Here is a 16465-nt window from a genome sequence, read left to right as displayed (position 1 = left end):
TGATCGCAAGAGAATTTTAAGTTTTAATAATGGAATATCCTACTCCTTTTGATATGGCGCAAATGCGTGCTTCGGCAAAAATCGCCGTCAGCTCTTTGCGTGCGCTGGCCAATGAAGACCGCTTGCTATTACTGTGCCAACTCAGTCTGGGTGAAAAATCGGTCAGCGAGCTCGAGCAACTTTTAGATATACGTCAACCCACTTTGTCACAGCAATTGGGGGTACTGCGCACTGAAGGTCTGGTCAATACCCGGCGTGATGGTAAACGCATTTATTACGCGGTGGCCGATACTCGTGTGCTCGAATTGTTGAGTGCCATGCATATCGCGTATTGCCCGCAAAACTGAAGATTTATCCAATAGACTGGAGTTCGCATGCTGCGGTTTCAAACACTACTTCGCCATTTGATCTGGGTAACAGCGTGATCTGGCTGGTGCCGCTGCTCATTGGTATCCCGGTCGGCCTGATCATGGGCTTGACTGGCGCTGGCGGTGGCATGCTAGCCTTATCTGCCTTGGTCTTGCTGCTCGATTGGAATATGGCACAAGCCACACCGCTGGCTTTGATGGCGGTTACCGCCGGCGCATTTATCGGCGCCATCGATGGCTTACGCAAGAAGCTAGTGCGCTATCGGGCTGCGTTGTTGATGGCCATGCTGGGGTCACCGTTTGCGGTGCTCGGGGTGCAAGTGGCACGGGTGGTATCGCAACAATGGCTGATGGGTAGTTTCGCACTAGTTTTGCTGTGGGTGGCGAGTCGCCTGCTGAAGGCGAATCGCACCGCGGAAACTTCGCAAGCCGAAGATGTCCGCAACGCACATGCGATGGCACGCCTGAATCCGCTTACCGGTCGCTTTGACTGGAGCCAGAAAACAGCGATTGTGATTGCGAGTATTGGTGGCGTGGCCGGATTTATGACCGGTTTGCTGGGAGTCGGGGGCGGCTTCGTGATCGTGCCGCTATTACGCCACTACAGCAATCTCAGCATGCATGGCGCGATTGCTACCTCGCTACTGACGATAGGCTTAGTCGGCAGCGTCGGCGTCTCCAGTGCCTTGCTGCATGGGGTAGATCTGCCACAAGCATTTAGTATTATTTTCATTGCCGCCACCATACTCGGCATGTTGCTGGGCCGTCGCCTGATCACGTATCTGCCTGCCAGGACGGTACAAATCCTATTCGCCATGTTGCTGCTCTTGGTCGCAGCCAGCATGATGCTTAAAGTTTTTCTAGCTTAAGTAAATAGAAATAATAATCTCAAGACATAGACCGTACGCGCATATTTCGCGCGGCTTATTGGCTGGGAACAATTTTGTAAAGACTGCATGCGTGATTAGCCTCATTTTTTTGCAAAACAGCAAAAATGAAACTTGTTATCGTAAAAATCTTGAACTATGCTGCATGTTATAAATTTGTAATTTCAATTAATTAATTATTTGAGAGTTTGGCGTGGCAGACTCAAACAATCTTGGCTTCCCTTGGGCCGGTTTGGCGGTGCTGGTCGCATTTGTGACTAGTACCCAGTTGGTACCGCATGCGTTTGAGCAACTCCGACCACCTGAGAAGGAACGTTCTCAGCCTAGCTTGAGTGCAGAACTGGAAGTCGATGCCAGACTGTGGGAAGACCCGTTTGCGGCAATGCGACGATACGAAGCCGAGCGCTGCGAGAAACTACGTAAGGCCAACAGCACTGCCGATTGTTCGCCAGATAAGGCGCAAATGCGCGGGCCAGAGTTGCTCCGGAAAAAGCTCGATAGGGATGGAGATAAGGATTGGAGTAACTCCATGGTGTTGCTGGCATTGGTGCCAGGTAACCCTTTCGTCGGTGCCGAAGAGGCGCGCCGACGCACCCGCTACGCCATTCTCGCTGGTTTGCAGGCACAGGGCTACGTACCAGACAATGCCGAGCGTATCGGTTTGTTGGAGTTCAAACTTGACGACCTGACCGCCTCCGATCAAGAGACCCCGGTCGCCGTTCCTCTCGCGTCAAAAAGCGATGAAAAAAAAGTGACTTTTTTGGATGAAAAAAAGCCTACTTTTGTCGTGCCTTTTGAGATGCTGTCAGTGCGGCACTTGCATCGCGAGAATGACAACGAACGCAAAAACAAAGAAGAGAAGCGCTTGTATCAGCAAGTCGCTTTGCTATGGGTGGATGAGTCAGCCTTGCCACCGTCCAAACTAACATCATTGGCACGCATGGTCGATGCGATGTTCGGGCCGTACAGAGTGGCAAATTCCTTGATAGATGACGCCAGGAAGTTAGCAGATGTCGAGAAAAAATCGGAGAGTATTCAAGAAAATACACCTTTGGATAGTGCAAACGAAAAAAACCCTTTCAAAGTGTGCATCAAGAATGACAATCAGGAAAATGATAAGGGGACGAGTGCCGTAATAAAAAAATTTAGTTTGAAAGATGATGTTTTCACTCGTGAAAATTTGCAGAGTACAAAGCAGGTGCCCAGACTAGTGGTGATAGGCCCGTCGTCTACCGATGCCTTGCGCAGAGCTTTGACCGAATTACGACTGGCCAGCGATAAGTTCTCTGTAGAAGGCAACAAAAAGCCGATGGAGTATTGTGAATTTCTCGATGTAGCCAACGGTGAACCACACAAAAATACTGAAGCAAACAAGATTGCAGAATTAAGAAAAATTGCAGATCGTTCCGCCGTAGACGGCTATCGCTTACTTGCCAAAGCAGAGTTAATCGACGCCAGCGCAACAGCTCCCAGCAAGATGCTGGATGAACTTAAGAAACAAGATCTTGAAGCATTTCTCAATGAAAAATTTGAGCATATGCTGGGCGGGAAGCCGCCTCCAAAAATAGATTTTCGCCGCACGATTACTACTGATGATGAGCTGATCAAGAACTTGGTGACTGAGCTGAAAATGCGTCTTCCCACCAAATCAGGTCGGCGTATCGTGGTCGTGGCTGAGCGCGATTCTCTGTATTCGCAGTCACTGGTCAGTGAGTTGGAATATCGTCTGCGCGATTCACGTCATCTTAAGTTCGAAGAAGTGTATTTTTTTCGCGGCTTAGATGGTGTAACGACGCGCGATGCCATGCGTGATGATCGCGATAAAAATACCGGCAAAGCCAACGCACCAGAGGTACAGCTTGAGTGGCCGGAGTCGCGCGATCAGCTGGACTATTTGCGCCGTCTGGCGATCTCGCTCAAGCAAAGTGAGGCTGCCGCTGAACTTGGTCCTATCGGAGCGATCGGGATTTTGGGAAACGATGTCCATGACAAGCTACTGGTGATGCAGGCCTTGCACGACACGTTTTCAGATAAGGTATTTTTTACCACGGATATGGATGCGCGCTATTTGCATCCGCAAACCCAAACCTTTACCCGCAATCTGATAGTGGCCAGCAGTCTTCCATTGGCCTTTTATCCGCCAGTCGGTGCTGACACGATAGATCTGCAAGCTGGCACACCACCGTTACGCGATGTCTATCAGAGCGCTAATTATTTAGCGGCACGTTACGCGGGCTGTCGCAGCAGCGCCTGCAAAGAGAGTGAGCAAGACGCAGCCGATACTGCTTTGAAACATCCATCAGTGTATGAAGTCGGTCGCAAGAATGCAGTACCACTGGCAGGCTATGCCTTAACCATGCTTCCTGAACAATCGCTGATGCCGCGCATGCTGGTGGCAAGCAGCATCGCCCTGTTGATGCTGCTTGGTTTGTTTGTCTGGCCATCGACGCCATCGATACGGCATGCGCGTCGCCTCTGTTTAAAATTGCCTATGCCGCCTGATACCTCAAGAATGACGATGCCAAGTGAAGTATTGATCGCCCTGCATGCCGCTTTGTGCGCCTTTGTGTTGTGTTCCTTAGTCGAGTTCGTCTACCCCAACCGGATCAGCTTTGTGCAAACGCTCATGCTGACTATGTTATCAGCCATCGCTGTACTATTAGTGATTTTGCCAAAACGGCGCAATTTGCCTGAGCCGCGCGATGTTCTCGAATCTAGTATTGGTCATCTCGGCGTCGGGATCCTGATACTAGTTTTGGCAGTGTGGGCCTGGCTAGCATGGCCCGGTTCACTACGGCCTATTTGTCTCAATTGCGAACCGGTAACCTGGTTGGAAGGGGTGAGTGCCTGGCCCTCACATTTGCTTCATTTACTGGCGCTAATGACGATACTTTGCTTGCTCGATATCGCCTGGTGCGACATGTTGCGCTTACAGTTTAAAGATTCGAAATGGATGGCGTTAGACCTGTCACTGACTAGACCGCTGAATCGTAGCAGCATGAAAAATCTGTGGCGTGATTGGTTCAGTCGGATCAGCATCTTCAGTTGGCGGCGAAAACTTGGCAGCAGTAATGATTTTCAAACCTTATGGTTAGCCTATATCGAGCGTGGTGAGAGCCTGCCTCGCGCAGCGCGCACGGTCTTTAGCTATCTATGTACCATTCTACTGGTCAGTTTGCTGTTTTTCGGTCTAAGCGAAGGACAGGTACCGGAGGTGCCGGTGCGCGGCACTGATCATCGTTATTTGGTGCGCGCGACCTTGTACGTCATCTTGCTGTTGTTGCCATTGCTAATCGTGGCGGTGGCTGACGCCACCTTGCTGGCGCTAAGGTTTATCAGTCATTTAAATTGCGGACGTTCTATCTATCCCATCCGCACCATTCAACATTTTGCGGATGCTCTAGGCGAGCAACACGCGCAATTGTGGCAGCGCCGTTTCGCGGCTGAACCTAGCGCACGCCATTTAGATGCATCAAAACAGCTATTGATTCCTCCAAAGGGTGACGATTCCGCCAGCGTCGAGCATAGCCTATTGGATGATTGGCTAGACGTACAAGTGGTGGCGCGCCGCACCGAATACGTCTCCCGTCTGGTGATAGGCCCGTTTGCCGTGCTTGCGCTGCTAGTGATCGCGCGCAGCCGCTTGTTCGACAACTGGTCGCTGACGCCGGCTATCGCTATCGCAATCAGTGTTTATCTGGTGTGGTTGGTGCTGCTGGCCTTGCTGCTTAAATTGGCGGCAGAAAAGGCCAAGCGCAGGGCATTGATCAGCATGAATGCCGACCTGCGCTGGCTGGAGGGCAGCGGCACCGAAATGGCGAAACTGGTTGATCCATTCAAACGCCTTATCGTGTCGGTAGAAACCAATCAGACCGGCGCCTTCGTCCCCTTGTTTGAGCAACCATTGTTACGCGCATTATTGGTGCCGCTAGGCGGCGCAGGCGGCGCGCACTTGTTTGATCTGCTACTGGGACACTAAGACATCAAACCGACAGTTATAGATAGCCGCTATCATCATTTGAAAATAGCATGTCCCGCTTGCGCATATCCCATGCGGGTTTGCGGGCAGGTAGGCTGGTAAGCCGTATGGAATATGCGCGCTGGCGGCATGCTTAAAAACTTAGCTGTAGAAACTTACAACTTGGCGTTCTGTTGCCGGAAATTGGACGGGTTGTCTTTGACATTGTGTTTGACGTTGAGTTTGATGGTCGGGGCGGATACCAGGGTTTCATTGACGATGAGCCAATTGCCATCGATTTTTTCCCAATACAAAATTTTCTCTGAGCCATCCTGGTAGCTAGCAGAACGATAGTCTTGATGAAAACTGATCGTCAGATGTTTAGCGTCTTGTAACTTGACCTCGATATTACTGAGTTCCAAAGTAATTTTTTCGGCCGACAATAAGCGCGCCTGACGCGCCGCTGTCCACTCACTACTACTGGTGTAATTTTTTGCATACATACCAAAATAAGTAGCGGGATCGCGGCTGATCCAGGCGCTACGCCACTTCGATAAGGCATACAGCGCGGCAGTTCTGGAAGCGGGTAATTCTGAGGCTGGTGCCGCCACTAATTCTGGTTTGCTGCCAGTGTTGCTAGGTGCATTGCTAGCTGCATCGCTAACCGAATTGCTAGCTGCGCGATTCGCTAAAGGAATACTGGCTACGGCTGGATTTGCCGGGGCCGCAACGGCAAGCGTAGGCACCGGAACGGCGGCGACTGGCTTAGGTTTCAACGGCAGGCTGACTGTGCTGGCGTTATCGGCAGCCAGGCGAGCCGATTCACTGTGTTTGTTGAGCGTCAGTTCTTTTCCAAACACCAGATCCAATTGCTGCGGATAGGTGTAGGCCGAACCCAGAGCATGGTCAAATATGGCACCGATTCCTGCCGTTACGACATTGCCATAGATGCCCGCGTTGACGCTGGAGACTACCCGTGCGGTAGCGTCGGTATAGCCATTCTTCTTGCACTCTATCAGCAGGTCGCGATACGACCTGTGTACCTTGACTAACTCCTGATTATCGAAAGTATTGGATCTGAAATCATTACTCAACTTGCAGCTTGCACCCTTGATTTTGCTGCCGCTTTCATCATAGGTCGTGATGCGTACGGCTTGCTCACTGTCGTGTATCAGCGAGGCGCAACCGGATAAGCTCAAGAGGACAGTGAGGATTAGGCTAGCTTGCAGGATTAATTTCATGATCTGATCTAAGCGTGACGTCAGCCTGGGGTTTTTCGGGCGGACATCGAAGGGTTTATTTGGAGATAAATTCTTAATAAATTGTAACGTGAATGCGCGAGGGTAGCCTCCGTCACATTAGAGTTTTACCACCAAATATTTCTAAGACTAGCGCTCTATACGCAGAGCCCATGCGCCTTTGCGGAGCTTGGCGTTAGCCCGTACGAAAATACATCAGCTTGCTGTACCGAAATAAACTGTAGTTTATTTGTCTAATGTTCTGTTACAAATATCTGTTTGGCGCTTAGTTCCCGCGTGAATATGGTTTGAGCAAATGTGCATGCTGGCGCGAGTTTTTATCCAGTGATTGCATAATTGCAATATCATGTCGCCTTGCGCGGATTACGCACTCAGCTTCTTGAACGATTTAATTTCACCTCTCTCTATGAAAACAAAACACTGGATACTCGTCGTGCTGGCGGCTTTGTCATTGCTAGGCGCGGCCTATGCAATTTGGTTGCCGAAGTCGGCTAAAGCACTGGCAAGTCCGGTGCTAAGCGTCGAGCCCGCTAGCGCCAACAGCGTAGCTGGCGTCCCCAAAGAATTTGATGAGTTGCTGCTCGCCTATCGCAAAATTATTGTGCTGTTTGCTGACGAAAAAAAGCTAAGTGCGAAAGAATTTGAGCAGGCCAATCGCGTTGGTCAGGCGCTATTTCATGAGAATCTAAATCGTCTTGCCAGCTTCGATCTGATCTTGCAAAAGTTGATGGCCGCCAAGCCTGCTGAGCGCGAACAAAGTTTCGATGCCATGCTCACTTACATAGAATCAAATCCTGATCTTTTCGATGCCGATCGTCTGGCCTTTCGCGAAATATTATTGCGCTTGCAAAAAGCCATCGCCACCGAACAGACCCTGCCGGCGATTAAGCTGCATAAGCGCGTCGGTGAAGATCTGGCGGCCTTGAGCGAGATAGAAAAAGAATACGACAAAGAGTTAAAAGAAGTCTTCTCACGTTTCGAAACGCGCGCCATCGATTTGAAGCGCGAACGCTGGGATGACTACATCGTTAAACTCAAAAAACTGTATAACCGCGAGCAGATACTGAAAGACTACGGCGTCATCCTGCCGTATCCGGAAAAAGCAGAAGCCGCCGAAAAAGACATTTTCGGCTATGACTTACCGCCTAAAACGATAGTGCTCACTTTTGACGATGGACCGCACGCCACCTACACCGAGGAAGTCGCTGCCATCCTTAAACAATACAATGTGCCCGCCATATTTTTTCAGGTAGGCAAAAATGTGGGTGCGGTCGACGCGCAAGGCAAACAGACCTTGAATAAAAATGCCCAGACCAGTAAAAATTTACTCGGCGCTGGCCACGTCTTAGCCAACCATAGTTTTAGTCACGCTCTGCTGTCTAAGCAAAGCGGCGATAATTTGCATGCAGAGATAGAGCAGACCGATCAATTGCTCAAGGCGATTTCGCCGCAACGCTCGGCGCTATTTCGCTTTCCTTACGGCGCCAAAAATGCCGAGGGCATGAAGATACTCTCTACGCTTGGCCTGCGTTCGGTGTTGTGGAATATTGATTCCCTCGATTGGGCCGATCCTGTACCTAGCTCTATCGTTACCCGTGTCATGGGCAGTTTGGAAAAAGAGAAACGCGGCATCGTCTTATTCCATGATATTCACGAACGTACCGTGAAAGCCTTGCCGGCGATACTGGATAAATTAATCGCTGACGGCTATAAGTTTGCCAGCTGGAACGGTAGCGAATTTAGCGTCAGCAAAAGCGCCAATGCCCAACCAGAAAAAAGTGTGGTCACTAGCGATTATCAAAACTCCTGGGCCATCGTGATCGGCATTAATGATTACGCAAAATGGCCGAAACTGCAGTACGCGGTACAAGACGCCAAGGCGATACGCGAGACCCTGATTAATCGCTTAGGTTTTTCTAATGAGAAGGTACTGACGCTGAGTAATGGCGAAGCGACACGGAATAATATTCTGGCCTTATTTCACGATAAGTTGGGTCATGGTCAATTGAAAAAAGATGATAGGGTTTTTGTCTTCTTTGCCGGCCACGGTGCCACGCGCAAATTAAGCTCTGGCCGCAACCTCGGTTACATCATTCCGGTCGATTCTGATCCGGAACAAGTTTCGGTCGATGCCATCCCTATGACCGATCTGCAAAATATTGCCGAAAATCTGGACGCCAAACACGTGCTGTTTGTGATGGACGCCTGCTACAGCGGTTTAGGCTTAACGCGCGGCGGCGGCAGTTCTAATTTTTTGCGTGAAAACGCCAAACGCATGGGACGCCAGATGTTGACCGCCGGTGGTGCCGATCAATTGGTGGCCGATGGCGGCCCCAATGGGCATTCGGTATTTACCTGGACTTTGCTACAGGCACTCAGCGGCAAGGCCGATTTAAATGGCGATGGCATGATTACCGCGACCGAACTGGCGGCGTATATCGCGCCGGCGGTCTCTAGTGTCTCGCAACAAACGCCAGCCTTCGGCAGTTTGCCGGGTTCGGAAGGGGGCGAATTTATTTTTGAGATGCGCAAAGAAGGCGAGGGCGAATTTCTCAATGCAGGGACTAATCAACTGTCGGCCGATGCGATCGCTTTAAATAGCAAACTTGATGATGCCAGTATTAAAGTCGGTAGTAGTGCGCCTATCGTGATTAAAAACTTAAGTGGTGGCGAGCAAAAAATCGCCGTGCCAAAATTGGTCGATGCTTCTTCCAGACAGCTGGCACAACGCGCCAATGATCTGGGTTTACTCAATTACCGCGAAAAACGCTATGCCGAGGCTGAAAGCGCTTTCACTGAGGCACTTAAACATAAACCCGATTTTGCTTTAGCTGCGAATAATTTAGGCTTTGTGTATCTGAAGCAGCAAAAATATCCGGAAGCGGCGCGCTGGTTTGAAAACACCGTACAAATCGATCCATCCCGCGCCATCGCCTATGTTAATTTGGGCGATGCACGGCTAGCCTTGAATGAGAATGATAAGGCGAAAAAAGCCTATCTCAGTTATCTGGAATTAGCCCCGAACGGTGCAAATGCCGCGTATGTGAAAGAGGCTGTGAAGAAATTGAATTAACCAAAAAAAACCTGCACCGAGAGTAAGCAGGTTTAAGAAAAAAAATCCGGCATCGCTGTGGCGCTGCCGGATTTTTTTCCGGGATTTTTACGCTATAAAAATCTTATATTTTGTAGACGCCACCTAAAGCCAGGTGCAAGTTTACCCTTTGTATCAAGCGTTCGTTTTGCATGCGTAGTAGGTTGATGCGGCTATTTACCACACCCAGTTCTTGCATCTGCAACTGATACATATCGCCCTTGCCGACTTTAATCTGCACGCGCTGCAATTCGACTAGCTTTTGCTGGTCGCCTAGTTGTGCTTCTAGCAGACGGTATCGATCCTCCAGTTTTTGATCGGCGTATAGACCCGCCTCGATTTCACTTAACGCCGTTAACATGCTCTTGGCGTAAGCGACCGTGGCTTCTTGTTGTTGCAAGGTTTTTACTTCGATTTGTGCATCCAGAGCACCACCGGTAAATAGCGGGGCCAAGAAACCGGCACTAATGCCGGTGACGGGATTGCTCAAATCTTGCTGAAAGGCGAGCACGTTTTTATCGAGTATCCCTAACCCAGCCTTCAGAGAAATCGAAGGAAGTTTGGCTTTTTTTGCGATTTCTACGTTGTAAAATGCGGCTCTAAAACGCCCCTCGGCGGCCCGCATATCCGGTCTGCGTTCGGCCAAATCGGATGGCAGACCGACCGGTATAGGACTAGGTGAAGCAGGTAGCGTTGCGTTGATAGCGATTTCTGCGCCGGGGTAGCGACCTATCAGTACTTCCAGTGCGCGTTTGCCAGAGCTGAGCGCTTGTTCGCTTTGTATGACTTGCTGTTGATAGACTTTCAGGCTGATCTGATTGTTCACCACGTCAAACTGGGTATTGCGTCCCACTTGCTGGCCCAGCAACATCAGCTTGAGTTGCTTTTGCGACAGTGCTGACATTTCTTGTGCCAGTCGCAGTTGACTGTTGGCTTCGGCGATTGCCAGCCATGCTTTCACCACGGCGGCCGCGATCGACTGTCTGGCATATAAAATGTCGAGCTCAGAGGCGAGCGATATTTCTGTGGCTGCGGTTTGGCTGTCGCGTACTTTACCCCAAATGTCGATTTCCCAATTGACGACTAAGGCCAAGCCATTCACCGCCATCGATGAGGTCGGTATCACCGATTCGCCGATTTGCGCGCCCAAGCCCAAGCTTGGTAGTAGTGCTGCGCCAGCCGCTTTGGCGGCCACTTGTGATTGCGCCACACGGCTAGCCGCCAGCCGCAGATCAGGGTTATTCGCCTGCGCTTCAAGAATCAACGCTTGCAACTCTGCGGGTAGCTCAAACCCCAGGGCTTCAGCATCGAATTGTCCTGCCGTTTTGGCGCTGACCCAGTGAGCTGGCAACTGTACTTGTTGCATCGCTTGCTGGCTCAACTCGGCCCGGTTAGGCGGGTTTTTGCTGGCGCAGCCCGAGATTGTCGCCAGTCCTGCAAAGCCTGCCAAAACCGGTAGCAGAGCAACTGCCATACGCCAATTGCGTCGTGTATGCATAAGGATCATGTCATCGTCCTTAATGCATTTTCAGCACAAGATAATTCAGTTTTGACTGTATCCGTATCATCACCATGCGCAATAAATGTAAAGGTGTCAAATACTCGGTGTACACAGCTCCACCCCCACGTGCGCCCATTGCAATAAATAATTTTTCTTCACCTTCGGCCTGATCGACGATCAGTTTTACCGCATATTTCTGTGCCAGCGGCGCCCGCATATGTTCAACCGGCGCGTTCGGAACGATACCGCCCTGGGCGATTTGGCCCTGGCCATTGGCCCATACGACAGAATCCACTTTAGCGTGCACGATGTCGCCGGGCAGGCTAAGGAAGGCGATCTCGGCCTTGTTACCTGGTTTGATATAACGTAATTCATTTTGTTCAAAGAACGCCAGTATCCTTTGTTCTTGCTCGACAAAACTCATGGCTGGGCGAAATGGCATAGAGGCTAAAAAATTCCCCGGGCGCACAGCGACATTGATGGCATAACCGTCGGCGGGCGCGCGCACTATGGTCGAGTCCAGATCATATTTAGCGGCCTCCAGTTGTGCTTTGATTTGCGCCACGTTGGCGATATCTGGTCCAACCACGCCTTCGATTTTGGTTTGGGTTTTGCTTACCGCGGTTTTGGCGCTGGCGACGGCGGCATCGGCTTTTTTGACCTCTGTCGTAAAGCTCTCGACATCGTATTGATTACCGGCACCGGCCTTGGCCAGTTCTTGCGATTCGGCCAGACGTTTTTTCATCAGATCGAGTTGCGCTTGCGCTGCGATGACATTGGTTTTTGTGCTATCGAGGTCTTGCCATAAAGTCTTGGCCGAGGCAGTGGCGTCGGCCAATTTAGCTTCGATTTCCTTGACCTTCAAACGATAGACTGTGTTGTCTATCTCTAGCAAAATATCGCCTTTTTTGATCAACTGATTGCCTTCAACTGCAACCTTGGTCACCGTGCCTGAAACACGCGGCACCACTTCTACCACGTAGTTAATCACACGCACATCGCTCGATATCGGTGTGATGACATTGATGGTAAAAATGATGGTCGCTGCTAAACCTATGGCACCGGCCACTGCCCCGACCTGGGTTTTGATATTCCAGGGAATAATTTTAAGCTTGATACAAAACAGCCAGACCAGGAAAGCGTAACCGCCGATAATAATCTCAAGCATTTTTATTTCCTTCAGTCTTGTTGGCTAGCGGGCTGGTCAGTGGCTGTTTTTCTAGTATCAAGGCGCGCTTTTTATTCAAACCGGCTAATTTTTCTTGCAGCAGTAATAGCTCGTCATCGAGCACCGCCAAATCCATGGGTTTGCTTCCATGCTCGCCATCAGGCTTGAGAAAATAATCATCGTGCTTGTCGGTGCCGTAAGCCAATTTATAGCCGACCGGCTTGGTGAAGGCCCACAGCCAGGCCAAAGGCCAGAGCAAACCTCCCACCATCAGCGACAACAAGCACAGTATATTGATCGCATGTTTTTGCGGATGTTGATGTTTCTCGGCAAATACTTCCGGCAACACGTGCAGCTTCCAAAACAGATACAGAGCGGCCACCGGCATCACCAGCAGCACGACCCAGGTCATGACGTCGGCGATTTTTTCTTCCATACCGGCCATTGCCCAGGCCGACGAGGGCAAGATCAGTCCGGCCAAGAGCGCCAGACTGAAGAGCTGGCGGCGATGCTGAGTAAGCGGGCTTTTGCTACGCTGATTTTTCATGGGTTCAATCTCAAAGTAAAAAACGGTCAATCTGCAAATTTGTCTAATTCGTCTCGAAAAACAACAAAGACTTCAGGGCTGATCAGCTGAAACACGGACTTATCTGGGCTAAATTTGTTTTTTATCAAAATGCCTGCAGTAAAAAGGGTATTCCAATGCGAAATTATTCGCAATGCATCTTACACAGGGAATGCAAATTAAACAATCTACACGCCAGACAGTGGCGCTTTCTGTGTCGCTAAATGGTCAGCTTTTTGCTTTTAAAAAACGGCATGCCCGCTCACGCATAGTCCATGCGGCTTAGCGAGGCGATGCCGCCAGCAGGCGCATGGAATATGCGCGCTGGGCTAGGTAGTGTTTTAGATTTTCGAGTGTGTGCCAGGCCGCGCCCTCCGCTTGCTACTGGCTGGTGTTTGGCCTGCGAGTGCATGTATTCATGCTTCTATTCACGCTTCTAAATCAGTGACCAAATAGTTTTTGGCGTTCTCGACGATTAATAAATATATCCGCAATCTTTCGGCAGATCACAGGCAAGCATGAATTATAAAATCGATACTTTACTTTCTGCTCCTAAATTTACGACGAGGCGGGATAAGTCGCCTCTGGTGATTATCAAGTGAGCTACATCGTCGCTACTATCGTTTGTGATTTGTGGCATTTGTCACGGTAGCGTTTTGAACGATTAGATTCGTTCTTTTTTTTGGCGGAAATTAATCCAATAAACGCCTTGTCTGTGCGCTAGCGCGCAGTCGCGACGACGTAATTTAAGTATCCTATATTTCCAATATAGCAATTCCTTCAGGTCACCTATGTCTAATTCAGAGCTCAAAATAAATAGTGCCGATGCCCAGTCTTTGACCCAGGTGCTTGATCAAAGTGAACGGATCAAAGATGTAATGATTGAGTGCGCCGATGATCTTTCTTCAGTCAATATTGCCTTGAAGCAGAAGTTGGCGAATGATGTCGGTGCTTTAAGTGTAGAAAATGCACTGCAAACCAGTCAATCGGTTGAGGAAAAGGTGCAGGATGCGGCCGCCCAGCTATCATCTGTCAATCAGGCTCTTGGAGACGAAGTCGTGGAACGTCAGATGTTAGAGCAACGATTGGAAACTGCGCAAACTCAAGCTGACGAGTCTAGACACGCGTCGCTGCATGATGCTCTCACCGGACTGCCGAACAGATTGTTATTCTATGACAGGTTAGAGCATGGGCTAGCGCAGGCAAACCGGCATGGTTGGACGTTAGCCGTTTTGTTTGTTGACCTGGATAATTTCAAAATTATCAATGACACCTTAGGACATGCCACTGGTGATTACGTGTTAAAGACCGTAGCTCAGCGACTAAAAGAGACGATACGCAACGATGACACTTTCTGCAGACACGGGGGAGATGAATTTCTCTACTTGTTGCTAGAGGTTGGGGACGAGGAACACATTGCAGCAATCACCGATAAAATTATGGCTGCAATAGAAGCACCTATTGCAGCGCAAGAATTGACATCTGCCAAAATTCCATCAATTAGCGCCAGTATCGGAATAGCTATTTTTCCAAAAAATGGCTTGACCGTTGAGGCGCTGATTAAAAGTGCAGATCAGGCAATGTATCAGGCCAAAGTAGCAAAAGCTAGTTACGCTTTCGCAACATAGACGCGCGTGTAGGATGGCGCTGTCTGATATAGGGAGTGTGCCTGGTTTGACCGATAGCGCGCCACTATTAAGCAATTTGTTTAGAACAACAGGCGAATCGAAACAGCCGGACGTGTTCGACACTTCAGTAGTAAACTTCTTCAGTGCCGATGCGGGTATAAAGTCCTACATGTGACATTCACACTGTAAACCGCGATCAGTGCTACCAATTGCTGCGTAAAAATTCATGCGCCAGCTCTCCGCTCACGCATATCCCATGCGCCTTAGCGAGGTGATGCCGCCAGCAGTCGCATAGAATATGCGCGCTGGGCCAGCTGCCATTTTAAATTTTTGAACGAGCGTTGGAGCGCGGGCTGATAGCTGCCGCCTGCGCTTCTAGCTGACGCGCGACGTTGCCGCAGACCAGATCGCACAGTGCATAGATAGTCGGATCAGCGATACGGTAATACACCGAGGTGCCACGCGCTTCTCTGGCCACCAGGCCATGTTTTGCCAGGGTGGAGAGGTGGCGTGAGACATTCGCTTGTGAGCAAGCGCAATGTTCGGCCAGTTCGCCTACATTTTGCTCGTGATCCCTTAGACTATTCAATATGCGCAAGCGCGTAGGCTCGGCCAACGCCGAGAAATATTGCGCTACTTGTATTAGCGCCTGGTCAGACAAACCTTCCATATGAGGGCAGGGCTCCGATGGTAAAAGCATGATGATACCTTGTCAGCTGAGATTCTGTCGCTAGTTGCGTATTTGCGCAAGCATTTAAATTACTATTTGCATGTGTGCGCAAATAAGTATATTATCCTTTCATATTCAAAGCAATGAATAAATATTTATCTGAATTAACGTCTCTGGAGAATTTGATCATGCTGACTAGCTCTGTTCACCGCACTGTGGCCATCACCGCTGCCTTCACTCCTGCGCTTTTGTTGGCTAGCGTTTTGGCCACACTAGTCGCTGCGGCGCGTGCAGATGCACCAGTTCCGGTAACTTCCGCTGCTTCGGCAAAATCATTGGCGGTGGCGACGGTGCGCTCCAGTAGTGCGGCGCAGTTATATAGCGCGGACGGGGTGGTCGAGGCGGTGCGTCAGAGCGTGATTGCAACCCAGGTGTCGGGGGCGATCGTAGCATTGCCGGTCAAGGTCGGTGATAGCGTCAAGGCTGGGCAATTACTGCTACGCATGGATGCACGTGCCGCCAATCAGGAAGCCAAAGCGAGTAGCGCACAAGTGGAGGCGGCACGCGCTTCCTTAATTTTGGCAGCCAAAGATTATGAACGTCAGAAGCTCTTATTCAATAAGCAGTACATCAGCGCAGCGCAGCTAGAGCGCGCTGAATCGCAATTTAAATCGGCCAGCGCTCAGGCCAATGCCCAGATTGCCCAAGCCGGCGCGGTGCAGACCCAATCAGGTTTTTATGTCTTGAACGCGCCTTACGCTGGGGTAGTGGCCGAGGTGCCGGTGATGCTGGGTGATATGGCGATGCCGGGGCGTCCTTTGATGACCGTGTATGACCCTGCCAGCTTGCGCGTGACGGCCACGGTGCCGCAGGCAAGAGTGGCAAACCTGGTCGCCGGGCAGGCGGTCAGGATAGAGTTTCCTGGTATGCCAGAAGCGCAGCGCTGGATCACTGCAGGCAAACTGACGGTCTTGCCGGTCGCTGATGCGGCTACCCATACGGTGCAGTTACGCCTGGATTTGCCTGCTGCGACAAGCGGCCTGACACCTGGCATGTTTGCCCGCGTTAATCTGGCATTCGACGACAGTAGCAAGGCCAATGCCGGAACTGAGATGGTGCGCCTGTATGTGCCAGCCAAAGCGGTATTTCGCCGTGCCGAATTGAGCGCCGTGTATGTGCTCAACGCGCAAGGTCAGCCTCTGCTCAGGCAAGTTAAGGCAGGCGCAGTGATTGGTATGGAACAGGAGATATTGAGCGGCGTGTCTAACGGCGAGCAAGTCGCGCTTGATCCGGCGGCGGCGGCCAAAGTGGGTATCGTCCCAGCTGCCAAAGACAGCTCAAAATAAGCGATGAAGAGTGACTACCAAGCG

11 protein-coding genes are annotated in these 16465 nt (G+C 50.5%); 6 read left to right on the top strand and 5 right to left on the bottom strand.

Annotated elements, in window-relative coordinates; translation table 11 throughout:
* The first annotated feature begins 29 nt into the window (after nt 1-29).
* The 3 genes from ACO0K8_RS19910 to ACO0K8_RS19900 all read left to right on the top strand — a co-directional run bounded on the left by ACO0K8_RS19910 (nt 30) and on the right by ACO0K8_RS19900 (nt 5234).
* Nucleotides 30-347 carry an ArsR/SmtB family transcription factor gene (locus tag ACO0K8_RS19910; RefSeq protein ID WP_422948392.1) on the top strand — a complete coding sequence of 106 codons (318 nt, stop codon included), beginning with the start codon at nt 30-32 and terminating at the stop codon, nt 345-347.
* Nucleotides 332-1237 (top strand): sulfite exporter TauE/SafE family protein, encoded by a 906-nt coding sequence (locus tag ACO0K8_RS19905; RefSeq protein ID WP_422948391.1) that lies wholly within the window; start codon nt 332-334, stop codon nt 1235-1237. The genes ACO0K8_RS19910 and ACO0K8_RS19905 overlap by 16 nt, the downstream gene beginning before the upstream one ends.
* A gap of 211 nt (nt 1238-1448) precedes the next feature.
* On the top strand, nt 1449-5234 hold the full coding sequence (locus ACO0K8_RS19900; RefSeq protein ID WP_422948390.1) for a hypothetical protein: 3786 nt from the start codon (nt 1449-1451) through the stop codon (nt 5232-5234).
* Between the two features lie 155 nt (nt 5235-5389).
* Here ACO0K8_RS19900 and ACO0K8_RS19895 read toward each other — a convergent pair whose 3' ends face one another.
* Nucleotides 5390-6454 carry a L,D-transpeptidase Cds6 family protein gene (locus ACO0K8_RS19895; RefSeq protein ID WP_422948389.1) on the bottom strand — a complete coding sequence of 355 codons (1065 nt, stop codon included), beginning with the start codon at nt 6452-6454 and terminating at the stop codon, nt 5390-5392.
* A gap of 424 nt (nt 6455-6878) precedes the next feature.
* On the opposite strand from ACO0K8_RS19895, the gene ACO0K8_RS19890 reads away from it, so the two are divergent.
* Nucleotides 6879-9545 (top strand): polysaccharide deacetylase family protein, encoded by a 2667-nt coding sequence (locus tag ACO0K8_RS19890; RefSeq protein ID WP_422948388.1) that lies wholly within the window; start codon nt 6879-6881, stop codon nt 9543-9545.
* Nucleotides 9546-9648: 103 nt separating this feature from the next.
* On the opposite strand, the gene ACO0K8_RS19885 is transcribed toward ACO0K8_RS19890, so the two are convergent.
* Genes ACO0K8_RS19885 through ACO0K8_RS19875 form a run of 3 tightly spaced genes read right to left on the bottom strand, consistent with a single transcriptional unit; the run spans nt 9649 to nt 12779 of the window.
* A complete protein-coding gene (locus ACO0K8_RS19885; RefSeq protein WP_422948387.1) occupies nt 9649-11070 on the bottom strand; it encodes a TolC family protein in 1422 nt (473 codons plus the stop codon).
* Between the two features lie 10 nt (nt 11071-11080).
* Nucleotides 11081-12232: an HlyD family secretion protein gene (locus tag ACO0K8_RS19880; RefSeq protein ID WP_422948386.1), complete on the bottom strand. Its 1152-nt coding sequence runs from the start codon at nt 12230-12232 to the stop codon at nt 11081-11083.
* Nucleotides 12225-12779, bottom strand: coding sequence for a DUF3302 domain-containing protein (locus ACO0K8_RS19875; RefSeq protein ID WP_422948385.1), 555 nt, complete (start codon nt 12777-12779; stop codon nt 12225-12227). The genes ACO0K8_RS19880 and ACO0K8_RS19875 overlap by 8 nt, the downstream gene beginning before the upstream one ends.
* A gap of 809 nt (nt 12780-13588) precedes the next feature.
* Between ACO0K8_RS19875 and ACO0K8_RS19870 the strand changes: the two genes are divergently transcribed.
* Nucleotides 13589-14425, top strand: coding sequence for a diguanylate cyclase domain-containing protein (locus tag ACO0K8_RS19870; RefSeq protein WP_422948384.1), 837 nt, complete (start codon nt 13589-13591; stop codon nt 14423-14425).
* 322 nt (nt 14426-14747) lie between these two features.
* On the opposite strand, the gene ACO0K8_RS19865 is transcribed toward ACO0K8_RS19870, so the two are convergent.
* Complete coding sequence (locus ACO0K8_RS19865) at nt 14748-15095, bottom strand: ArsR/SmtB family transcription factor (protein ID WP_422948511.1); 348 nt, start codon at nt 15093-15095, stop codon at nt 14748-14750.
* Nucleotides 15096-15283: 188 nt separating this feature from the next.
* Here ACO0K8_RS19865 and ACO0K8_RS19860 point away from each other — a divergent pair, with 188 nt between their 5' ends.
* Nucleotides 15284-16441 (top strand): efflux RND transporter periplasmic adaptor subunit, encoded by a 1158-nt coding sequence (locus ACO0K8_RS19860; RefSeq protein WP_422948383.1) that lies wholly within the window; start codon nt 15284-15286, stop codon nt 16439-16441.
* Nucleotides 16442-16465 lie beyond the last annotated feature (24 nt).

It is taken from the genome of Undibacterium sp. Ren11W (genome assembly GCF_049340485.1).
Classification (GTDB): Bacteria; Pseudomonadota; Gammaproteobacteria; order Burkholderiales; family Burkholderiaceae_D; genus Undibacterium.
The sequence above is the reverse complement of the archived record's forward strand: the minus strand, read 5'-3'. Positions and strand labels throughout refer to the sequence as shown.